This is a genomic window from Hymenobacter polaris (genome assembly GCF_012927305.1).
Taxonomy (GTDB): domain Bacteria; phylum Bacteroidota; class Bacteroidia; order Cytophagales; family Hymenobacteraceae; genus Hymenobacter; species Hymenobacter polaris.
The window spans coordinates 42,864-64,874 of the sequence record NZ_JABBGH010000005.1 but is presented as its reverse complement, the minus strand read 5'-3'; the positions used below and the strand labels follow the sequence as shown (position 1 = coordinate 64,874).

The following is a 22,011-nucleotide window of genomic DNA, read 5'->3' as shown; positions in this document are numbered from 1 at the left end:
ATAATAGTGGAAAATAAAATAATGGTGCTTACTATTGGATTAATAATAGCAAGCACCATTATCCCCTATTTCATTAAGTAATCCTTAATTATCTCTACCATATAATCGTAATGCTCTTCTTGTAAGCCGGGCCATACACCTAGCCAAAAGGAGCGGTTCATAACAGTATCGGTATTGGTAAGGTCGCCTACTACCCGGTGGTTTATGCCTTGGTAGGCAGGCTGGCGCAATAGGTTACCCGCAAACAAGAGTCGGGTACCTATTTTGCTGTTTTCCAAATGCTCTACCAGGTGGGCCCGGTTAATGGGGCTGTCATCACGCAACGTGAGGAGGAAACCAAACCAACTCGGGTCAGAGTTGGGCGTCGGCTCGGGCAGGATGAAGTGTTCCTCAAACTGCTTGAGCTTCTGATACAGCATCGCGTGGTTCTCACGGCGGCGCTGCACGAAGTAATCGGCTTTGTTGAGCTGGCTTAGGCCAATGGCGGCTTGCATATCGGTTACCTTCAGGTTGAAGCCGATGTGCGAATAGGTGTACTTATGGTCGTAGCCGTAGGGAAGCTCGCCTAGCTGCCAGCAGAAGCGTTTGTTGCAGGTATTGTCTTTACCCGGCTCGCAGTAGCAATCGCGGCCCCAGTCGCGGAAGCTCTCGGCCAGCATCTTAAGCCGGATGTTGTTGATGAGTACGGCGCCGCCCTCCCCCATCGTTATGTGGTGCGCCGGGTAAAACGACAACGTAGCCAAGTCGCCGAAAGTGCCGGTTTTCTGGCCGTTATACGTAGCCCCCAGCGAATCACAGTCGTCCTCAATCACCCACAGGTTATACTTCTTAGCCACCCGCATCACTTCGCCCAGGTTGAAGGGGTTGCCTAGGGTGTGGGCCATCATAATGGCTTTGGTCTTAGGCGTTAGGGCTTGCTCAATCAGCTCGGCCTTGATATTATAAGTCGGGATGTCGATGTCGATGAACACCGGCACGCATCCGAACTGAATCATAGGGTTGACGGTGGTTGGGAACCCAGCCGCCACCGTAATCACCTCATCACCGGGCTTAATAGCCCGCTCACCCAGCTTGGGCGAAGTCAGCGCATAAAAAGCCACCAGGTTGGCCGAAGAGCCCGAGTTTACTACCAGCGATGACTTAGCGCCGAAGTAGCGGGCCAGCTTCTGCTCAAACTTAGGCCCGAAGCGCCCGGTAGTCAACCAGCCATCCATCGTGGCATCTACCCCGTAAAGCAAATCTTCAGCATCCAGCACCTTACCGGTTACCGGAATGTAGTCCTGCCCCGGCACAATACGCTTGGTGATGTTCGGCAGAATGGCTTGTTTCAGCTCTTCAGCCAAGCGCTCATCAAAATTCTTATAGGTGGTGGTATCCTGCTTAGGCGACATAAAAAAGGTATAAAAACGGCGATACAGACCCCAAAGGTACGTTGCGCAGAGAAAGCGCTCAGGTACCTTCCATCTCCAGCGGCTTAGCAAACGGCTCCATCTCGGTGATGGGCCGGCCGAAAGCCAGCTTGGGGTAGCAGTTTACGTGGGTATCAATCATTACTTGCAGCAACGCCGGCTGCTGCGGATTTTGCCAGAGCCAGGCTGCCGCTTCCGCCACTTTATCCGGCTCACTCACCGTAAGCGTCGGGATGCCGTAGGCGGCGGCAATCTTGGTGAAGTCGGGGGCGCTGTAGCCCCAGTAGGTACTTTGGTAGCGCCCCTCAAAGTAGGAGTCCTGAAACTGCCGAATCATGCCCAGGCAGTTATTATTGAGCACTACTAGCTTGATAGGCAATTGATGGTGAGCGATGGTTTGCAGCTCCTGCATATTCATTTGGAAGCCTCCGTCGCCCGAGATAGTTACCACCGGCTGCCGGCCGGCGGCGAAGCACATGCCTAGGGCAGCCGGTAGCGCGTAGCCCATGCTGCCTAGCCCCCCCGACGTAAGAAATAGCTGCTCGGCGGTCAATTCCAGGCTTTGGGCAGCCCATTGCTGATGGTTGCCTACGTCGGCCAGATAGCCGGCGCCCTGGCCCGACCGCGACAGCGCGTGCATAAACTCATTGGGGTTGATGCCCACGATGCCGGGCTGCTCCTGCGTATCGGGCCACTGCGCTTGCAAGTCGCGCAGCTCGGCGCGCCACTCGGGGCGAGCGTCAAAGTCGGCAGGATTGTAGTAGCGGGCAGCGAGGGCGAAGAAATCGGCCAGGTCGGCTACGACAGAGCGGCAGCCAGTTACGCGATTGTTTATCTCAGCCGGGTCGCAGTCGACGTGGTAGATAGTGCGGCCCTCCTTGAAATACTTGGTGTCCGCCCCGGTCTGCCGGATGTCGAGCCGGGCGCCCAGCACCAGGATGAAGTCGCTGCTGCCAAGGGCCATGTTAGCCCAGCGGTTGCCGTAGGCCCCAATATAGCCCACCCGGTAGGGGTCGTCGTAAGTTAGTGCGTCGAGGCCCAGCAGCGAAGCCACCACCGGCACCTGCACGTGGCCCACAAACTCGCGGAACGCCGCCACCTGCCCGGCGGCGCGCACCCCCCGCCCCACCAGGATAAGCGGCCGGCTGGCGGCGGCCAGCGCCTGCGCCAGCTCGTCGAGCACGGCGGGCGTCAGCTCGGAGGGTACGCCCTCGCGGCCAACGCGCCGAAAGCCCGCAGTCGGCGCCGGGATATCACCGCGCTGCACGTTCATAGGAATATCCACCAGCACCGGCCCCGGCCGGTCGCCCAGCGCTACCCGGAAAGCCTCTTCCAGCACCTGCGGCAGCTCTAGGGCGTCTTTCACCTCGTAGCAGGCCTTGCAGACCGGCCGCGCCATGCTGGCGATATCAGTTTCCTGAAAACCCAGCTGCCGGATGCCCCGGTCTCCTTTCTGCTCGAACGTATTGACCTGCCCGGTAATAAACACCGCCGGCACCGAGTCGAAAAAGCACGAGGCAATCCCCGTCAGCAGGTTGGTTGCCCCCGGCCCGCTCGTCGCCATGGCCACGCCCGGCACGCCCGTAACCCGGCCGTAGGCATCGGCCGCGAAAGAGGCCGACTGCTCGTGGTGCATGCTCACGATATCGATAGCCGTAAGCTGTTGCAGCGAGTCGAGCATGTGGGTTATCATGCCCCCCGACATCTCAAAGATGTGCGTGACCCCCTGGGCTTCCAGAAACCGGGCGATGTAGTCCGATGCTTTCATAATGCGATAATTAAGCTTGCCTCACACGCAGCCAGTCAGGCATGCTGCCTCACGTAGGCCACTGCCGCCGCCAGAGCTTCGGCCAGCGGCGTTTGCCGGACCGAGCCGAAGACATGCTCAAATTTAGTGGAGTTCCCTTCCATGTGCATTACCTGGCCGGGTCGGTAAGGCAAGGCGCCGTAGTTGGCGCCTACCTGCGAATGGGTGATGGCAGCTAGCGTATCCACGATTTCGCGCAGGCCAGTAGCTTTATTCGCCCCGATGTTATAGATACCACTGTTGCCGGAAGCGGCCGCAAGCGTTTGAACGATGGCGCGGGCTAAATCGGGGGCAAACAAGTAGTCGTAGCGCTGCTCGCAGGCCGTCAGGTCGGGGGGCTGCCGCCGCAACAGGCTGGCGGCCACGAACGATACAAACCATTGCGCGTCTTCGCGCGGCCCGAACACCGCAAACACCCGCAGCCAGTACCACTCTAGCTGGTGAGCTTCGCAAAAGGCGCGCACGAGCTGTAAAGTAGCCACTTTTACTGCCCCGTAGGCCGCCGTTGGCAGGGCGGGATAGTCTTCATCAATTCGTCCTTCGAAGGCGCCGTACTCAGCCTGCGAGCCTAGCACCACTACTTTTCGCAAGGCTTCCTGGCTTACGGCCTGGAGCAGCTGCATGGTGAACGTAAGGTTACTAAGCTGGCTTTCCCAGTTATCGCGCTGCGCTACGCCGACGCCCAACCAAGCCGCGTGCACTAAGTAGTTAGGCTGCAGGGCGCGCAGCTGCTGCGGCCAATCGGCATCGTCGGTGCTAATCCACCGTAGCTGGTCGGCTACCTCCGCCACGCGCCACGTAGCCGACTGCGCTCGGCGCAGGGCCATCACCTCATAGCCCTGCGCCACCAGCTCTTCGGCCAGGTGCGAGCCGATAAAGCCAGTGGCCCCGGTGAGCACTACCCGTCCCTTGCTCATGAGGCAGCTGCACAGTACGCTTCTATATCGGCGCGCACTAGCTCGGTGGCCTGGGCACCCTCTGCCAGGGCCTTGTACCAGGCAATGGTAGTGCGGATGGACTCAGCGGCGCTAAAGTGCGGCTGCCAGCCAAGCTCATTCAGGGCCTTGCTGATGTCGAGCTTTAGCAAGCCAGCCTCATGTGGCTGGCCTGCTAAGGCAGGCATTTCATACTGGCCACTGCCCCAGGCACTCAGCGCCGTATCCACTAGGGCGCTCACCGGCAAGGCGTCTTGCAAATGCGGCCCAAAGTTCCAAGGACCGGCGTAGCGAGCCGGCTCGGCTGCCAGCCGGGCGCCCAACAGCAGGTAGCCACCCAGTGGCTCCAACACGTGCTGCCAGGGGCGCACTGCTTGCGGGTTGCGCACCTGCACGGGCTGGCCCTGGCCTAGCGCCCGCACAATGTCCGGAATAATGCGGTCCCTAGCCCAGTCGCCGCCGCCAATAACATTGCCGGCCCGCCCTACGGCCAGGCCTAGCTGGTGCCGCTCGTACTCGGCCGGGTTGAAGAATGATTGCGCGTAGCAGTTGATAACTAACTCGGCGCAGGCTTTGCTGGCACTGTAGGGGTCGTAGCCCCCTAGGCGGTCATTCTCGCGGTACGGGTATACCCATTCGCGGTTTTCGTACACCTTATCGGTGGTGATAAGCACGGCCGTGCAGGGCTTGCGCAGGCGACGGGCGGCGTCGAGCAGGTTGGCGGTACCTAGGGCATTGGTCGCAAAGGTTTCAACCGGCAGTTCGTACGATAGGCGCACCAGCGGCTGCGCCGCCAGGTGAAAGATAAAGTCGGGCTGAAAGTCCAGCAGCGCTTTTTCCAGGGCGGCCCGGTCATTTAAGTCAGCCAGTACCGATTCGCACAGCTGCTCACCCCCCAGCAACCCAAACAAGCTAGGTTGGCTATCGGGCGGAAGCGCGTAGCCTTTGACGGTAGCCCCCAACAGGTGCAGCCAGTACAGCAGCCAGCTACCCTTAAAGCCAGTGTGGCCCGTTAGAAAGACCTTTTTGCCGGCATAGGCCGCCCGTAGCTGGGCCATACTCAGGCCAGCGGCTGGGGCCTTAGGGGTAGCGGCTACCATATTTTCCAAGGGGCTTTGTTTTCGCGCCACGCTTGGTCCAGCTCCGTGCGGTCGCGTAGCGTATCCATTGGCTTCCAAAAGCCGTGGTGCTTATAGGCTTGCATCTGGCCAGCGCGGGCAATCTCTTCCATGGGGCCGCGCTCCCAGATGGTACTATCACCCTCTTTGATATAATCCAGTACCTGCGGCTCGCACACAAAGAAACCCCCGTTAATCCAGGCACCATCCCCTTTGGGCTTTTCCGCGAAGGAATGAATGGTGTCATCGGGGCCTAGGTCGAGCGCCCCGAAGCGCCCGCTCGGCTGCACGGCGGTTACGGTGCATAAGTGCCCATGCTGCTTATGGAAAGCTACTTCGGCGGCAATGTTAATGTCAGATACCCCGTCGCCATACGTCAGCAGAAAGGGCTCATTATTCAGGTGGGGCTGCACGCGCTTCAGCCGGCCACCCGTCATCGTTTCCAAGCCGGTATCAACTAGGGTAATAGTCCACGGCTCAGCATAGGAGTCGTGCACTTTAAGTGAATTCTCTTTTAAGTTAATCGTTACGTCTGACTTATGCAGGTAATAATTTGCAAAGTATTCTTTAATAACGTAGCTCTTATAGCCTAGGCAGATAACGAAATCATTAAATCCGTGCGCGGAGTAGATTTTCATAATATGCCATAAGATGGGCATATCACCAATCTCCACCATCGGCTTTGGTTTAAGCACGGTCTCTTCGGACAAACGGGTACCAAGGCCGCCAGCTAATATTACAACTTTCATTCGTGAAATAGCTATACCTACAAAATTCAAATATTAATTAATTCAATTTAGCTGTCATCCAACTCATTTTAGGTCGCAGTAAGCCAATCCAGTCGCCCCCAAACTCTTTCCGCATCTCACCGGTATCCGTAACCACAAAAGAGAGCGCATTTTCCACAACAGATGTTTGAGTTACGTCAAGTGGGACTAAAAACGCGCTAATACTGTAGGCCTTCTCATTCAAGAAATTACCCGGAATGGTAAGTACAGAAACGTATTTACCCTTTTTTAAAGGCTTGCCAAAGTTCTCATCCACATTAACCGTGGCGGATGGACCGTTAAAAGTGGCAAATATCACCGTACCTACATTGTCCAGCAAATGAATGCTAGGGTAAATCAGCGAATCATCAACTGTTACCACATATTCCAAACGCACCTGGACATCTTTCTTAATATCAATGCTGCTGGTAATTTCCCCGCCTACCAAAATGCTGATATTTGAAAAATAAGCTTGCGGGCATTTATTGGCGTACACTATGTCACTCCCGGCTATTTCACCAGCGTTCTGCCTGCCGAATGAAATGTATTCCTCAATAATCTGCTCAGTTGGACCAGCATTATGCAACATGCCATTTCGCATGAATACGCAGCTCGTGCACAGATTAGATATTGCCGCCATGTTATGGCTCACAAACAGAATAGTGCGGCCATCATTACGGCTTACATCCTGCATCCGGCCTAGGCACTTTTTTTGAAATTCCGCGTCGCCAACTGCTAATACTTCGTCCACTATCAGAATCTCCGGCTCCAAGAAGGCCGACACGGCAAAGGCCAGCCGCACGTACATACCGCTGCTGTAGCGCTTTACGGGCGTATCGATATAGCGCTCTACTCCCGAGAAATCTACAATCTCATCAAACTTGCTTCGAATTTCCGTCTTGGTCATGCCTAAGATGGCCCCATTCAGGAAAATATTTTCCCGACCGGTAAGCTCGGGGTGAAATCCAGTACCAACTTCCAGCAGCGAGGCAATGCGGCCATCAACTTTAATGCGGCCAGTAGTAGGCGAAGTTACCTTCGATAAAATCTTGAGCAGCGTTGACTTGCCGGCCCCGTTACGGCCGACGATACCAAGCACTTCGCCCTTCTTTACCTCGAAGCTAACGTCGCGCAAAGACCATACGTAGTCGCTGCTACCCTTACTCGTGCGGTCGTTTACTTCCCCTACTTTGGCGAAAGGGTCTTCCTTGCCCCGAAGCTTGGCAAACCACCGGTTTAAGTCGTGCGCTAGGGTACCAGTCCCAATCTCACCGAGCCGATACTGCTTGCCTAATTCTTCAACCTTGATTGCAATGTCACTCATAGTGCACTTATCGCCTATTACTGCCCGCTAAGCCTCAAAGTTTAGCGGCTGAATTTTCCAGAAAAAGCTAAGCTAGACAGTATCCGTAAAGCTCTTCTCTACTTTATTGAAAATAACGGTTCCTGCCAGCAGCACCACCAGTGTTGCCAGCGTGCTATAGCCTAGGTATAGCCAGTTGAAGGTGCCCGGCCCCAGAAAGCCTACCCGAAACGTTTCGACGATGGCGCTCATGGGGTTTGCCAGAATTAGCCAGTGATACTTAGCGGGCACCGTTGAAAGCGGATAAATGACCGGCGTAGCGTATAAGGCTAGCTGCACGCCAAAGGTGAGCAGCATGGCCAAGTCCCGATACTTGGTGGTAAGAGCGGTGAAAATCATTCCCAGCCCTAGCGACAGCATGCCCATTAGCATGACAAGCAACGGGGTGAGTAGTGCCACCCACGAAGGATGAATAGCGGAACTAGTGAACAAGTAGAAAACCCATACCAGCAGAAACAAGCCGAATTGAATACTAAATCGAACAAGATTTGATATAACAATGGACAATGGCAAGGCAAGCCGAGGAAAATATACTTTACTTAGCATCGCGGCATTAGTTGTGAATACCGTGGCTACTGCCGTCAGGCTCTGGGAAAAGTAGCCCCACACGGTATTGCCCGCGAGGTAGAAAATGAATTGTGGGATACCATTGGTACTCAAATTGGCTACCCGCCCAAAGACAATGTAGAACGTAATCGTGGTAAGCAATGGCTGAATAAACAGCCAGAGTGGCCCTAGAATAGTCTGCTTGTAATTTGACACAAAATCGCGTCGCACGAATAGCACTACCAAATCGCGATAGCGCCATACATTAGCCAAACCTAAATCGAGCAGTTGCGTCTGCGGTTGAATTACTTCAGTCCAGTCTCCTTCCTGAGCAGGAGTAGCAGACTGGGTAGGTGCCGTTTTAATTAAAACCTCGGTAGTTTCCACTTCTTTCGAATATAAGTTTCTAGGCTGCTATGCTACCTATAGCCAGCTGCCAGTTAGCCGGGGGCAGCTCCTACCAGCACTTGCTATCATAGCTACCGGAGGTCTTAGTAACCTCGCAAAGATACGAAGCAGGCATTGGTCAGCCCATTGAGAGCCGCCTAGGGCCATGGGCACGGGCTATTTGGGTAGCATCGCGAGCACAGTAGCCAGCTCGTCGGTATCCACCAGCACGTCGGCGAACAGCCTAGCGGTATTCGACTCCACAATCTCGTAGGCCACCGAGTAATAGCCAATTGACAAGTACGTAGCTAACCGGTAATACGTCAGGTTATTAATCTCTGCGCTCATCATCTCAATTACCTGCGTGCCAGGCTGCATGAATACCAGGTTAGTTAAGTTGGCCCCGTGCACGCCCAACACGACGGCGGCCTGTTGCATCAGGGCTACCTGCTCGCGGAAGCTCATGCCTTCAAAATAAACCACTTCAAACTCGTATTGCTTCACCAGTGTCTGCACGGCTTCTTCGTTGAGCAAGCGCCGTGCATTTGCCCGCGAGCGCGAGATGTAGAGACGACGGTGTGGCTGAACTTCCGGTAACTGAAGCGCGGCCACTACTTCACGCCGTATTTCGTTGATAACGCCGCCTTCTTCATAACCATAAGTCAGTCCCCAGTGCGAAGGCGTCGCGTATGGGATAAGCAGGTTGGGCACCTTTAAAACAGCGTCTTTGGTAATCCCCACCAGCTTGGTAAACCCAAAGATTGCCGCACTAACCCTAATATATTCTGGGGTGGGCTCGGGCACCAGCAGCGCGCAGCCGGGGTACTTTTCGCGCAGGGCTAGCAGCCGGGGTAAGGTTTCAATTATCCAGTGGTAGTAGTTGATTAACGAGTATTGATTGTAGGCCAGGGCCACAATCGCTTCTTCCGGTGGCAGCTGCTTTACTTTCCCGAGCCACTGCTTCAGCAGAAAAGTATCCTGGAAGGATGATTCACTGCCAGGATGCAGCGTAGGCGAGAAGAGACTAAAGTTTTTGAATACCGCGCCCTGCTGCGCAACGTATACGTCATTCAAAACGAATACCGCAGCAGTTGCTGGCGCAAAGATATTTCTATAGTCATCCTGCTGCCTTTTAGCAAGTTGCCCGAAATTAAGGGGCAACGCATACGCAGGGCTTAATGCGGGCAACGATACTGAATATATCTGGGTGGCTTTTAGGGCAGGTACTACCCGCACCAACCCTCGCACAAGGGCATCTGCGGCGTACTTAATTGGTTTTGCAACCAACCGCTGCATAAGCAAGCTCATAAGCAAAAAACTACTACTTGGAATCGACAGCGAACCGAAACTGTCTTAATAGTTGAGCTAGAAGCTACTAGCAGCTAGCTGAAAAATAAAAAATATGCCGTATTGGGTTAAACGAAGCATTTTGACTGATGATTTTGCGCGGACGAGGCCACCAAAATGCTTCGTTTAACTCACTACAACGTGTTTTTTAGTTACTAGACTTGTTCCCAAACAAGAAAAAGTAAAAAGAACGTCATGCTGAGCTGGCCGAAGCATCTCTACCGCGTAAGTAATTCCAACGATTGAAGTTAGTTACGCGGTAGAGATGCTTCGGCCAGCTCAGCATGACGTTCTTTTTACTTTTTCTTGTTTGGGAACAAGTCTACTGTCAATGCTTTCTTAGAACTTACGCAAAATTGTCTGTCATTGCGAGCGCAGCGAAGTGGAGTGTGGCAACTGCACCGAAATGATACCTAGAGAGGTTTCGGGAACAGTGTACAAGCAAGGTGTACCGTGGACGCTGACTCCAAAATTGCTGCAAACAATTTATTATGGTGCAATTGCTTCAGGTTGCTCGCCATGACAATCGGTTTTGCATAAGTCCTATTTGTTAGTGAAGTGCTATGGGCGGTGTAAGTGGTACTTTAGCCCTGGCTAGGCACACTATTCCTAAAAATTGTACTAATAGGCAGGCCAATTTACCTCTTCAACGGTAGCTACAGAATTGTCCAGGAATCAGGCACTACGTCGGCAGCTTGCACTTGGAGGATGGCCAGCCACTGGCTGGGCGCGATTACCAGCTTGCAGGGGTTCGAAGTCAACCAGGCCCCCCACCAGCTAAAGGAGCTGTTGGCCACGATATGGTGCCGGCAGCAGCTCATCAGAAATAAATCTTTATAGCTATCAGCGCCGGTATTATGGTCGAGGAAAGTGCACGCAGCCTCACCAAAGTTAAGGTGCTGCCGGGCCCAATGAATGTCATCGGAAAATACGTAAAAAAGCGGGCTGGCCACTTCCGTCTTCACTTTCTCGATAGCCGCCTGATAATAGGCTAGCGGGGCTGGCTTGTGCACTTCATTGTTTATGTAGTCACCGCGGCGCACGTGCAACGACACCGAATTCACCTGCATCAACTCCTGGCTGAGCTGGAAATTGTGGGCGTCGGTTTCGATGCCCAATGGCCGAAACAGTCGGCGTAGCTCATCAGCGATAGCAGTAAAATATTTTTCATTCTGCCAGTCGCCGTCTACATATAGTAGCTGGCCGGTGCTAGAGAGAATTGTTGGGTCGAAGTGCATCGGCACGCGCTCTTGGCAGTAGGTATAGGCTGGTGTTAAGCCCAGCAGCTTTCGACCTCGATTATAGGCTTTATAAGTCCTATTGTGGTTAAACGCATTAATCCGTGCTAGGTCAGCGCTAGTCGCTGTTGGCACTTCACCCAAGAATAATGGCAGTTCAAATTTGCGGGCTGCTTCCTGCCCTCTGGGTGGCCGGTCATACGCAGACAGCTCTACTCGTAGTTCAGTGTTGTTGCGTAGTGCGCAGGCTCTACCCGCCGCATATTGAAACATTTGGTTACCAAGCCCTCCGCTGATTCTGACTATTACCATTACTATCTGCGCAAAATATCCGCCGCTATATTTTTCAGTCTAAACATAATCTGCAAAGATACGCGAGGTCAACTCAGGGTATGTTGCTAGTGATGCAGGTAGTAGCCTATTCACATTTTCCGCTACTTGAGCGCCTAGGTAATACGCAAGAGCAGTTAGCCCTGACATCACGCCTCGTAAGTTTCCTGCGGAGTTATTCCTTTCTAAGAGGCGAGGTAGAAAGTCAGTTGTAGATAGCCAATTCAATGCCTACAGCAGTTTCAAGGGCGGTGTACAGTAGGGGCGGGGCCTGCCCCACCCGTCGCCTGCACCATTTAATCACTTTCGTTTACTCGCAGGGCAGCGGCGCTAACGGCGGGCGGGGGCCAGCCCCGCTCCTACTGTACCCGGACTACGATTCGCTCTAACCTTTAGGAGGTATATAGCGCAGCTTTTACGCCAGCTATTAGCATTTTTGTAGTCCGGGTAAGGTTTGTCGAGTTGCCTAAAGCAATTTTGAAGAAAGTACGCAGATGGCCTGACATTGCATCTCCCCCCGGACCTCCCTTTCAAACAAGACAGGAGACACGGTGGCGAAACCAATAGCAGTATTAGGCTCGTCTAGCTTTTTCGGAGAGGAGTTGGGATGAGGCCTTGCGCACACTAAACAGCTATAATGGCAAAATAGACTTGGAAACGGCAGCCGTTACTTGGCAGCCGCTTGCTCAAAGGCGCCTGCGTATACCGCCCGAACGCCTTCTTCCAACCCAATGCGGGCCGCCCAGCCGTGCCCGGCCAGCTTGCTCACATCCATTAGCTTGCGGGGTGTGCCGTCGGGGTAGTCGCTGTTGAAGCGGATACTGCCTTCGTAGCCTACGGTGCGCTGCACTAATTCGGCCAGCTCGCGGATGCTGAGGTCGGTGCCGGTGCCGATGTTTACCAGGCCGGGCTCGTTATAGTTCTCCAGCAGCCAGTAGCAGGCGTCGGCCAGGTCATCCACGTGCAGGAACTCGCGGCGGGGGGTGCCGGTGCCCCAGACCTCTACTTCGGGGGTGCCGGCTTCCTTGGCCTCGTGAAACTTGCGTAGCAGCGCGGGCAGCACGTGCGAGTTTTTGAGGTCGTAGTTGTCGTGCGGGCCGTAGAGGTTAGTAGGCATGGCCGAGATATAGTTGCAGCCGTACTGGCTGCGGTAGGCATCGCAGAGCTTGATGCCAGCAATCTTGGCTACAGCGTAGGGCTCGTTGGTGCTTTCTAGTTCGCCGGTCAGCAAAGCATCTTCTTGCAGAGGCTGCGGAGCCAACTTAGGGTAGATGCATGATGAACCTAGGAAAAGCAGCTTCTTCACCCCGTTCAAATATGAGTGGTGAATGACGTTGCTCTCAATCATGAGGTTGTCATATAGAAACTCAGCTCGGTAGGTGTTATTAGCTTGAATGCCCCCTACTTTGGCCGCAGCCAGCACCACGTACTCTGGCTTTTCTTGCGTAAAGAAGGCCGCTACGGCCGCCTGGTCACGCAAATCAAGCTCGTTGGAAGTGCGGGTTACGAAATTAGTGAAACCTGCTTTTTGCAGCCGCCGGATGAGGGCCGAGCCTACCATGCCACGGTGGCCAGCCACGTAAATTTTTGCGTCTTTTTCCATTACTGTGGGTATCGTTACCAGCTAGGTTATGTATATAGAACGTCATGCTGAGCTCGCCGAAGCATCTCTCCCGCGTGAGTAATCCTAACGTTTGGAAGTACTTACGCGGAAGAGACGCTTCGGCGAGCTCAGCATGACGATTTTTTCTTTACTGCTTTGCTCCCCGCCTACTCGTAGGCATTCGGAATAGCATAGCCGCCCGCTTGCAGGTGAGCATCGCGCTGGAACAGCTTCAGATCGGCCTGCACCATTTCCTGCACCAGGGCTTGCAGGTCGTACTGGGGCTCCCAGCCTAGCTTAGTTTTAGCCTTAGTGGGGTCACCAATTAGCAGTTCTACTTCGGTGGGGCGGAAATAGCGCTCGTCAATCTGTACGATTACCGTACCCACGGGCAATTGAAACTCGGGGTTAGCGCACGCCGTCACTGTTCCCATTTCATTGATGCCCTCCCCATTGAATTCTACGGTAATACCCAGCTCAGCAAAGGCTAAGCGCACGAATTCCCGCACGGTTGTAGTCACACCAGTGGCGATTACGAAATCCTCGGGCTCATCTTGCTGCAGAATACGCCACATAGCTTCCACATAGTCTTTAGCGTGGCCCCAGTCGCGCTTGGCATCGAGGTTACCCAGGTAGAGCTTCGGCTGCAGGCCTAGGGCGATGCGAGCGGCGGCGCGGGTAATCTTACGGGTTACGAAGGTTTCGCCCCGCAGCGGGCTTTCGTGGTTAAACAGAATGCCGTTGCAGGCATACATGCCGTAAGCCTCGCGGTAGTTCACCGTTATCCAGTAGCCGTACAGCTTGGCTACGGCGTAGGGCGAGCGCGGGTAGAAGGGCGTCGTTTCCGACTGCGGAACCTGCTGCACCAGCCCGTACAGTTCCGAGGTACTAGCCTGGTAGATGCGCGTCTTCTGCTCTAAACCCAGGATGCGGATGGCTTCCAGCAGACGCAGCGTGCCGATGCCGTCCACGTCGGCAGCGTACTCGGGGGTATCGAATGATACCTTCACGTGCGACATTGCCCCTAGGTTATAAATCTCATCGGGCTGCACCTGCTGCACAATGCGAATTAGGTTTGTCGAGTCCGACAGGTCACCGTAGTGAAGCACGAACCGCACCTGGCTTTCGTGCGGGTCTTGGTAAAGTCCATCAATGCGCTCCGTGTTAATAAGCGATGAGCGACGCTTGATGCCGTGTACCTCATAGCCTTTGCTGAGTAGCAGCTCAACCAAGTAAGCGCCGTCCTGACCGGTTACCCCTGTAACGAGTGCTCGTTTCATAGTACTGTAAATAAGAAAGTTAGCTGAATGCAAAATCAGTAAATAACCTGAATTTGCTGTGTAAGAAAAAGGTGTTTGATAAGCAAGATAAGCGCTGTCAGCGCATTAATCTGCAGCGTCAGGGTTCGTCCCCACCTAAATACCGAGGACCTCATAGCTCCCGTTATACTTGGGCGTTTCCTCTACCTGGCTGGCGTAGCTGTTTCTAAATCACGCTTCCACAATTTAACTCTCGGGGTTATTGCCACTTGTTTCCGGTTAGGCTGCCCCGCCTAGGGCTGGCCATCCGCGAAAATCCTGATTGCCTGCGCTACTCTGGCTACCATTTCTTCCGTCATGCCGGGCCACAGCGGCAGGCTCAGGCAGGTTGCGGCTAGTTCTTCGGCAATTGGCAGGGCTCCCTTGCCTAGCCCCAGGCTGGCGTAGGCGGGCTGCAGATGCGGCGGCACCGGGTAGTGCACCAGCGTTTCAATGCCGGCCGCCGCCAAGTGCTGCTGCAGGGCCGCGCGCCGCGCCGTGCGCACTATGTACAGGTGCCATACCGGCTCGGCGCCAGCAGCCACAGTGGGCAGGCGCAGGCCCAGAATGTCGGCTAAGTAGTGCCCGTACCAGGCGGCCAGCTGGCGTCGCTGCTGGGTCCAGGTGGTCAGGTAGGGCAGCTTCACGCGCAGCACGGCGGCCTGCAGCTCGTCGAGGCGCGAGTTGTAGCCAAGGGTTTCGCTGACGTAGCGCTGGTCAGTGCCATAATTGCGCAGCTGCCTTAGCTTATGGGCTAGCGAAGCATCGTTGGTAGTCACGGCCCCGCCGTCGCCTAGGGCCCCCAAGTTTTTGCTGGGATAGAAGCTGGTAGCATTTGCCTGCCCGAAGCTGCCGGTGGGCTGACCTTGCCAAGTAGCACCCTGGGCCTGGGCATTGTCTTCCACCACCCACAAGCCGTAGCGGGCGGCCACCTCCAAAATGGTCGTCATCTCACAGGGCTGGCCGTAGAGGTGCACTGGCAGCACACCCCGCGTGCGCGGCGTGATGGCGGCCGCCAGCCGGGCCGGGTCGAGGTTGCTGGTGCGCGGGTCGGGCTCTACCGGCACCGGCACGCCGCCCGCTTGCGTCACGGCCAGCCAGGTGGCTACGTAGGTATTGCTGGGCACGAGTACCTCGTCGCCGGGCTGCACGCCCAGCGCCCGCAGCGACAGATGCAGCGCATCCAGGCCGTTGCCCACTCCTACGGTGTACGCCACGCCGCTCACTTGGCTGTATTCGCGCTCAAAGCCTGCTACCTGCTCACCCAGCACAAACCACTGCCGGTCGTATACGCCAGCCATCGCCGCCAGCACCTCCGCTCGAATGGCTTCGTGCTGGCCCGCGAATGACAAAAAGGGAATGTGCATTGGAAGCTGCAAGAAATCAAAGTTAGCAGCGCAGTGGGTATTCCCTCCTTTTTTGGAGAGCTGGTAAAGTGGGTAAAGGAAGGAGTTCCACCAGTACCATTCTCCGCTTGCCATTACCCAACGGCCAATGAGCCAATATGACCCCATAAAAAAACTGCCTGCCGTCTGAGGTAGCTCGGACGGCAGGCAGTTTTAAGCGGGAGCAATGGGATTACTTTACGTGCTCCTTGAAATACTCCAGCGTGCGCTTGAGACCTTCGGCGCGGTCTATTTTGGGCTCCCAGCCCAGGATTTCCTTGGCTTTGGTAATGTCAGGGCGGCGCTTCTGAGGGTCGTTTTCGGGCAATGGGTGATAGCTGGGTTTGAACTCTACTCCCGTTAGGCGAGCGATTTCTTCGCCAAATTCCTTAATGGTGATTTCCACCGGGTTACCGACGTTCACTGGCATGGCGTAATCGCTGAGCAGCAGGCGGTAGATACCATCCACCAAGTCGTCGACGTAGCAAAAGGAGCGCGTCTGCGAGCCGTCGCCAAACACCGTCAGGTCCTCGCCGCGCAGGGCCTGCGACAGGAACGCCGGCAGCACGCGGCCGTCGTCGAGGCGCATGCGGGGGCCGTAGGTGTTGAAGATGCGCACGATGCGCGTCTCCAAGCCGTGGTGGGTATGGTAGGCCATCGTAATGGCCTCCTGGAAGCGCTTGGCTTCGTCGTAGCAGCCGCGCGGGCCCACCGGGTTCACGTTGCCCCAATACTCTTCTACCTGCGGATGCACCTCAGGGTCGCCGTACACTTCCGACGTGCTGGCAATCAGCATCCTAGCCCCCTTCACCCGCGCCAAACCCAGCAGGTTATGTGTGCCTAGCGAGCCTACTTTTAGCGTCTGAATAGGAATCTTCAGGTAGTCGATGGGCGAAGCGGGCGAGGCAAAGTGTAGAATGTAATCGAGCTTACCGGGCACGAACACGAACTTGCTTACGTCGTGGTGGTGAAACTCGAAGTCTTCGCGCTTAAACAAATGCTCGATGTTAGCCAAGTTACCCGTTACCAGGTTGTCCATGGCAATAACGTGGTAGCCCTCGGCCAGAAACCGGTCGCATAAGTGCGAGCCCAGAAAACCGGCTCCCCCGGTAATGAGTACGCGTTTTTTTTCTTCAGCCATTTTAGCGAAGCTGTGAGCTAATAGCTGCTAGCTGTTAGCTGTTAAAGTGAATGAAATACTAGCGAAGAGCCAATAGCTAGCAGCTATTGACTAACAGCTGATAAACTAAGCGACTGGCTCTTTATGGTCAGTCTTTACCCCAATGCAATGGTAGGTGAAGCCTAACTCTTTTAGCTCAGCGGCATCGTAGATATTGCGGCCGTCGAAGATAGCTTTTTGCTTGAGCAAGCGCCCTACTACCTCAAACGAAGGCGAGCGGAACTCGGGCCACTCGGTTACCACCAGCAGCGCGTCGGCATCTACCAGGGCCTCAAACTGGTCTTTGGCGTAGGTGATGCGGTCGCCGAGCGAGTGCTTGGCTTCGGCCACGGCTACCGGGTCGTAGGCCGATACCGTAGCGCCTTCGGCCAGCAGCTTTTCGATAATCACCAGTGAAGGTGCTTCACGCATATCATCGGTCTTGGGCTTGAAAGACAAGCCCCAGATGGCGAACTTCTTGCCGGCTAGCTCGCCGCCAAAATGCTTTTTCACCTTGCTGAATAGCACCTCTTTCTGCGCCTCGTTCACGCCTTCCACGGCTTGCAGCACCTGCATCTGGTAGCCGTTTTCTTGGGCCGTCTTGATGAGCGCCTTCACGTCTTTGGGGAAGCACGAGCCGCCGTAGCCAATGCCGGGATAAATAAACTTGGTACCAATACGGGCGTCGGAGCCAATGCCCTGCCGCACTTTGTTCACGTCGGCGCCCATGATTTCGCACAGGTTAGCAATATCGTTCATGAACGAAATCTTCGTGGCCAGCATCGAGTTGGCCGCGTATTTCGTCATTTCGGCCGACGGAATGTCCATGAAAATAATCGGGTGGCCGTTGAGCAGGAAAGGCTTATAAAGGCGGCGCATCACCTCTTCGGCCCGCTCCGACGCTACGCCCACCACAATGCGGTCGGGCTTCAGGAAGTCGTCGATAGCGGCACCTTCTTTGAGAAATTCCGGGTTGGAAGCCACGTCGAAGTCGATGCTGGCGCCGCGCTTGGCTAGGGCGCCTTCCACTTCGGCGCGCACTTTGGCGGCCGTGCCCACCGGCACCGTGCTCTTGGTCACGATGACCGTGTAGTTGTCCATGTTCTCGCCCATGCCACGGGCCACGGCCAGCACGTATTTTAGGTCGGCCGAGCCATCCTCGCCGGGCGGGGTACCCACGGCAATGAAGGCCACGTCGGCACCTTTGATGCTCTCGGCCAGCGACGTGGAGAAGTGCAGGCGACCCTGCTTCACGTTCCGCGCTACCATCTCCTCCAGGCCCGGCTCATAGATAGGCAGGATTCCGTTGCGGAGGTTGGTGATTTTTTTCTCATCGATGTCGATGCAGGTTACATCAATGCCCACTTCGGCAAAGCACGTACCCGTAACCAGCCCGACGTAGCCGGTGCCTACTACCGCTATTTTCATAAGTTAACTAAGTGAAAAAAAAGGTGTTATTGTCTTGAATAATAAAATGCGGAAGCACTGATAAAAGCTTACGAATGCTGTAAAGGTAAAGCCCCTGTTACTTTACCGCTGCTGGCTCGCGTAGTATTCGCAGTTTAAACTGGCGTTGAATTGCTTCGGTCCGTTCTGCCGGGCTTAATCCCTCGAAGCGGTAAGCCGGAAAACTGCCGAAATAAGGCTGCTCCAGCAGCTGGCGGGCAGTGGGCTTCGGCAGGTAAGCTGGCTGGCGGGTAGCGGCCGTGAGGGGATATAGCAGCGCAAAATTGACCAGTACCGTCACGCTATCGGCTGTAGCACGCGCAGGCGGGCAGGCTTCCGGCGCCGGCATCCCCGCGCCTTGCACGGGGTAAAGCAGGTCGTTGGCTACTTTCACCTCCGTGTAGTAGCGCAGCTGCGTGGGGGGCAGGCACCCTAAGTGGTAGCGCGCTACCAGGTCGGGCGGATACACTAGCTGCTGAAAGTCATGGAAGAATTGGCCGTAGTGCACCACGCCTAGCAGGCAGGCGGCAATGGCCAAGGCCGTAGCCCAGGTGGCGCGGCTACGGGCCAGGGGCACCACAGCCGCCAGCACCAGCCAGGGCAGGTAAAGGTGGAGGAGGCGCCCGTACCACACGATGCGGTGCCCGAGGGCGGCGGCCGAGGCATGGGCCAAAAAAAGAAGTGCGGCGGCCAGTAACAGGCGCTGGCGGGGCGCGCTGGGCACGAGCGCCACCCAGCCTACTTGCATCATCGCCCTAGCCGCTTGCCAAAGCGCTACGGCCAGCAGGCCTAGCAACGCTATTCCCAACCAGCTTTCTACCTGCCATAAGTACTTGAAAGCAAACGTATACCCCTCCTCAGGAGAACCCTGCAGAATGTGTAGCGACAAATCGTAGCTTACGGCCCAGAACGGCGGCGCCCCACCCAGGCGACTCAGCCCCTCGGCAACCAGCAGCGGCAGGGCAAACCCCGCGCCCAGCAGCAGCAAGCGTCCCGCGTGCTGCACCACCCACGGCAGCGGCCGCCGCCAATCGAGCAAAGGCGCTACCAGCAGCACTGGCCCCGCGTAGTAGCCTGGGTAGGTGAGCCACAGCAAGCCCGCGCCTAGCCCCAGCTTCATCCAAAACCAACCCCTAGGGCCCGGTGGCTGCCGCAATACCCAGGCCAGCAACCCCATAAACAGCAGCAGAGCACCGTCGTAAGGCGCTACGTGACGCACGTACAAGCTGGTGTTGGCAAGGCTGGCGTAGAGCACGGCCACTACCAGCGCCCAGGAAGTGGATGCCGGCAGGTCGGCCAGTAGCCGCTGGCTTATCCGATAGAAAAAACAGGCCGTCAGTACTGTAGCTACCCAGTTGAGCCCCGTTGGCACCAGCAGTGTGGGATAACCAAACAGGGACCAGCCAGCCCACCGGTGCAGCGCCAACTGCACGGCCGCGGGCAGGCAGCGCCACAAAGCATCCAAAGGCCGGGCGTCGGTCATGGACAAGTCGTAGGCTACGGCGTGCCAGTTGCCGTGCACGGCGGCCCGCACGGCAGCGAAGGATTGCAAGTAGCGACGCTCGTCGTAGTCGGACAGCGTACCTCGCCCGAGCAGTAGCAGGCGCGTGAGCAGCAACGCGCCCCAAGTAGCCGCAAGTAGCTGCTTGACAGTCCGCGTATCGAACCAGTCGGGTCGGGCAGGCCGCCAGCCAGGCGCTATCACTGCGACTGGTCTACTACGCTGAAGCATGTACCAAGGGAAATGGCTGGTTTCGGCAGCAAGGCCTAAAAAGGCTGAGTTGAGCTAACTGCCCTTTAAAGTACCGCTTCGCTACGCCATGTATTTCTTCCACCAGTACTGGAATACCAGTAGGCCCCAGATGCGGGCGTGGGCATCGCCGGGATTGTTCGAGAAGAGCTGCTTTTTGAGCTTCTGCACCTCGGCCACCTCAAAGATGCCCTGGCCGGCCACGAAGTCGTCGGCCAGCAAGTCCTGCTCGATGAGGGGGCGCAGCTCGCCGCGCATCCACTTCAGCAGGGGAACTTCGAAGCCGTGCTTGGGGCGGTCATATAGCTCGGGCGGTAGCAGGGGGCGGAAGGCATCCTGCACGATGCGCTTTTTCATGTCGCCGTTCACCTTGCTGCTCACGGGCAGCGAAAAGGCGAAGTTTACCACCTTATAATCCAGAAAAGGCGTTCTGACTTCTAGCGAGTTAGCCATGCTCATCAGGTCTACCTTGGTGAGCATGTCGTAGGGCAGCACCAGCAGCGTATCGGTTAGCAGCACCTCGTTGAGGTCACCGTCGGCGTGAATGTTTTCCAGAATATCCTTGCGGCGCTTGGCGGCCAGCTTCTTGCCCACCTTGCGGCGACTAGCGGGGCTAAGTAGCTCGCTGGCTTGCTTTTCGCTGGCAAAGCTGGCCCAGTCCCAGTAGCGGTCCTTAGGCCCCGAGAGCATGCCGCGCGAGAAGCGCTGAAACTGGCGAATTTTATTGCCGAAATACGAGTTACGCGATTTGGGCAGGATGTCCCACAGCAGGTTGAAGCCCGTAACGGCCTCGGCCTTGAAGCCGCCCTGCCGCACCCGAAAGTCGCCCATGTGCTTGTTGTAGCCGCCGAATAGCTCGTCGGCCCCGTCGCCGCTCAGCGCCACCGTTACGTGCTGGCGGGTGCGCTGGCTGAGCACGTGCACGGCCAGAGCCGACGAGTCGGCAAAGGGCTCGTCGAAGTAGTCCAGCATCTGAAACAAATGGTCGTACAAGTCTTGGTTGCTGAGCGAGAACACCGTGTGGTTGGTGCCGTGCATCTTGGCCACTAGGTTGGCGTACTTCGTTTCGTCGAAGAAGGGCTCGTCGCGGTAGCCGATGCTGAACGTATTGAGGTGCGGCGTGTGGCGGGCGGCCAGCGCCGTAATAACGCTCGAGTCGATGCCACCGCTCAGGAAAGACCCTAGGGGTACGTCCGACACCAGGCGGCGCTCCACCGACTCGTCCATCAGCTTCACCAGCTTGGCCTGCTGCTCCTCGTAGGTGAGCTTGTTTTTGGCGACTTCCTTGGGGTCGTAGGGGATTTTGTACCAGCGCTTGCGCACCACTTTCTCGCCCTGCATAAACAGGTAGTGGCCGGGCAGCAGCTTCTTGATGCCCTTGAAAATGGTGGCCGGGCCCGGAATGTAGTTGAGCTGCAAATATTGGCTCAGGGCCACGTAGTCGAGCTTGCGCGGCACCCCTAGGGCCAGCAGCGACTTCAGCTCGGAGCCGAAAATTAGGTGGTCTTCGTCGCGGTAGATGTGCAGCGGCTTCACGCCGTAGCGGTCGCGGGCGATGAAGAGCGAGTTTTCCTCTTTGTCGTAAATCGCGAAGCCGAAGAAGCCGTTGAGCTTCTTGATAAACCCACGCCCTTCACTGATATAAAGGTTCAGAATAACTTCCGTATCAGTCTGGGAGTTAAACTGGTAGCCTTTTTTGACCAGCTTGGCGCGCAGCTCGCGGTAGTTAAAAATCTCGCCGTTGAAAACGATGGTGTAGCGGCCCGAGGCGTCGGTCATGGGCTGGTTGCCATCGGCCGAGAGGTCGAGAATGGCCAGGCGCCGAAAGCCCAGGCCTACGCTGTCGTACACGAAATGCCCTTGCGAGTCGGGTCCCCGGCGCACAATAGCGTCGGTGGCATCCTGCAGGCGGGCCAGGGCCAGGCGGCCGGTATCGGAGAAGGCGTAAACGCCGGTTATTCCACACATAGCTTATCGGGCAAAGATAACCCGCGGCGCGAACCGAAGGATAGCATACGCCCAGGGGCATCGGGCATTTTGCCGTAGCCTAGGGCCACCAGGTAGCAGCAGCCGGGGGTTACTACTTGGGCCCGGCGGCGCAACCCCCACCCCCCAGCCGTAGT

General features: G+C 56.2%; 16 protein-coding genes. All 16 read right to left on the bottom strand.

Features of this window, described 5'->3' with window-relative positions; genetic code table 11:
• Positions 1–65: 65 nt before the first annotated feature.
• Positions 66–1,391 carry a lipopolysaccharide biosynthesis protein RfbH gene (rfbH, locus tag HHL22_RS22900; RefSeq protein ID WP_169533762.1) on the bottom strand — a complete coding sequence of 442 codons (1,326 nt, stop codon included), beginning with the start codon at positions 1,389–1,391 and terminating at the stop codon, positions 66–68.
• Positions 1,392–1,449: 58 nt separating this feature from the next.
• Positions 1,450–3,177: a thiamine pyrophosphate-binding protein gene (locus HHL22_RS22895; protein WP_169533761.1), complete on the bottom strand. Its 1,728-nt coding sequence runs from the start codon at positions 3,175–3,177 to the stop codon at positions 1,450–1,452.
• A 35-nt stretch (positions 3,178–3,212) separates the two neighbouring features.
• Entirely contained in the window at positions 3,213–4,133 is a 921-nt protein-coding gene (locus HHL22_RS22890) for an NAD-dependent epimerase/dehydratase family protein (protein ID WP_169533760.1), read from the bottom strand.
• Positions 4,130–5,251: a CDP-glucose 4,6-dehydratase gene (gene rfbG / locus HHL22_RS22885; RefSeq protein WP_241738259.1), complete on the bottom strand. Its 1,122-nt coding sequence runs from the start codon at positions 5,249–5,251 to the stop codon at positions 4,130–4,132. Before rfbG ends, HHL22_RS22890 begins: the two co-directional genes overlap by 4 nt.
• The gene (gene rfbF, locus HHL22_RS22880; protein WP_169533759.1) at positions 5,245–6,018 is read right to left on the bottom strand and encodes a glucose-1-phosphate cytidylyltransferase; all 774 of its coding nucleotides are present in this window, start codon (positions 6,016–6,018) and stop codon (positions 5,245–5,247) included. The genes rfbG and rfbF overlap by 7 nt, the downstream gene beginning before the upstream one ends.
• Positions 6,019–6,055: 37 nt before the next feature.
• Entirely contained in the window at positions 6,056–7,360 is a 1,305-nt protein-coding gene (locus tag HHL22_RS22875) for an ABC transporter ATP-binding protein (RefSeq protein WP_169533758.1), read from the bottom strand.
• A 72-nt stretch (positions 7,361–7,432) separates the two neighbouring features.
• A complete protein-coding gene (locus HHL22_RS22870; protein ID WP_317172737.1) occupies positions 7,433–8,332 on the bottom strand; it encodes an ABC transporter permease in 900 nt (299 codons plus the stop codon).
• A 177-nt stretch (positions 8,333–8,509) separates the two neighbouring features.
• The gene (locus tag HHL22_RS22865) at positions 8,510–9,640 is read right to left on the bottom strand and encodes a glycosyltransferase family 61 protein (protein ID WP_169533757.1); all 1,131 of its coding nucleotides are present in this window, start codon (positions 9,638–9,640) and stop codon (positions 8,510–8,512) included.
• A gap of 695 nt (positions 9,641–10,335) precedes the next feature.
• Positions 10,336–11,190, bottom strand: a complete 855-nt coding sequence (locus HHL22_RS22860; protein WP_169533756.1) for an alpha-1,2-fucosyltransferase — start codon at positions 11,188–11,190, stop codon at positions 10,336–10,338.
• Positions 11,191–11,914: 724 nt separating this feature from the next.
• Positions 11,915–12,850 carry a GDP-L-fucose synthase family protein gene (locus HHL22_RS22855; RefSeq protein WP_169533755.1) on the bottom strand — a complete coding sequence of 312 codons (936 nt, stop codon included), beginning with the start codon at positions 12,848–12,850 and terminating at the stop codon, positions 11,915–11,917.
• Positions 12,851–13,017: 167 nt separating this feature from the next.
• Positions 13,018–14,130 (bottom strand): GDP-mannose 4,6-dehydratase, encoded by a 1,113-nt coding sequence (gene gmd, locus HHL22_RS22850; RefSeq protein WP_169533754.1) that lies wholly within the window; start codon positions 14,128–14,130, stop codon positions 13,018–13,020.
• 272 nt (positions 14,131–14,402) lie between these two features.
• A complete protein-coding gene (locus HHL22_RS22845) occupies positions 14,403–15,515 on the bottom strand; it encodes a DegT/DnrJ/EryC1/StrS family aminotransferase (protein WP_169533753.1) in 1,113 nt (370 codons plus the stop codon).
• Between the two features lie 211 nt (positions 15,516–15,726).
• On the bottom strand, positions 15,727–16,674 hold the full coding sequence (locus HHL22_RS22840; protein ID WP_169533752.1) for a UDP-glucuronic acid decarboxylase family protein: 948 nt from the start codon (positions 16,672–16,674) through the stop codon (positions 15,727–15,729).
• Positions 16,675–16,779: 105 nt separating this feature from the next.
• Complete coding sequence (locus HHL22_RS22835) at positions 16,780–18,120, bottom strand: UDP-glucose dehydrogenase family protein (protein ID WP_169533751.1); 1,341 nt, start codon at positions 18,118–18,120, stop codon at positions 16,780–16,782.
• A 97-nt stretch (positions 18,121–18,217) separates the two neighbouring features.
• Positions 18,218–19,756 (bottom strand): hypothetical protein, encoded by a 1,539-nt coding sequence (locus tag HHL22_RS22830; protein ID WP_169533750.1) that lies wholly within the window; start codon positions 19,754–19,756, stop codon positions 18,218–18,220.
• A 195-nt stretch (positions 19,757–19,951) separates the two neighbouring features.
• Positions 19,952–21,856 (bottom strand): asparagine synthase (glutamine-hydrolyzing), encoded by a 1,905-nt coding sequence (asnB, locus tag HHL22_RS22825; RefSeq protein WP_169533749.1) that lies wholly within the window; start codon positions 21,854–21,856, stop codon positions 19,952–19,954.
• Positions 21,857–22,011: the final 155 nt, after the last annotated feature.

Coding starts and splice junctions, on each gene's coding strand:
- rfbH (WP_169533762.1), bottom strand. CDS start 1,391: ATGTCGCCTAAGCAGGATACCACCACCTATAAGAATTTTGATGAGCGC.
- HHL22_RS22895 (WP_169533761.1), bottom strand. CDS start 3,177: ATGAAAGCATCGGACTACATCGCCCGGTTTCTGGAAGCCCAGGGGGTC.
- HHL22_RS22890 (WP_169533760.1), bottom strand. CDS start 4,133: ATGAGCAAGGGACGGGTAGTGCTCACCGGGGCCACTGGCTTTATCGGC.
- rfbG (WP_241738259.1), bottom strand. CDS start 5,251: ATGGTAGCCGCTACCCCTAAGGCCCCAGCCGCTGGCCTGAGTATGGCC.
- rfbF (WP_169533759.1), bottom strand. CDS start 6,018: ATGAAAGTTGTAATATTAGCTGGCGGCCTTGGTACCCGTTTGTCCGAA.
- HHL22_RS22875 (WP_169533758.1), bottom strand. CDS start 7,360: ATGAGTGACATTGCAATCAAGGTTGAAGAATTAGGCAAGCAGTATCGG.
- HHL22_RS22865 (WP_169533757.1), bottom strand. CDS start 9,640: ATGAGCTTGCTTATGCAGCGGTTGGTTGCAAAACCAATTAAGTACGCC.
- HHL22_RS22860 (WP_169533756.1), bottom strand. CDS start 11,190: ATGTTTCAATATGCGGCGGGTAGAGCCTGCGCACTACGCAACAACACT.
- HHL22_RS22855 (WP_169533755.1), bottom strand. CDS start 12,850: ATGGAAAAAGACGCAAAAATTTACGTGGCTGGCCACCGTGGCATGGTA.
- gmd (WP_169533754.1), bottom strand. CDS start 14,130: ATGAAACGAGCACTCGTTACAGGGGTAACCGGTCAGGACGGCGCTTAC.
- HHL22_RS22845 (WP_169533753.1), bottom strand. CDS start 15,515: ATGCACATTCCCTTTTTGTCATTCGCGGGCCAGCACGAAGCCATTCGA.
- HHL22_RS22840 (WP_169533752.1), bottom strand. CDS start 16,674: ATGGCTGAAGAAAAAAAACGCGTACTCATTACCGGGGGAGCCGGTTTT.
- HHL22_RS22835 (WP_169533751.1), bottom strand. CDS start 18,120: ATGAAAATAGCGGTAGTAGGCACCGGCTACGTCGGGCTGGTTACGGGT.
- asnB (WP_169533749.1), bottom strand. CDS start 21,856: ATGTGTGGAATAACCGGCGTTTACGCCTTCTCCGATACCGGCCGCCTG.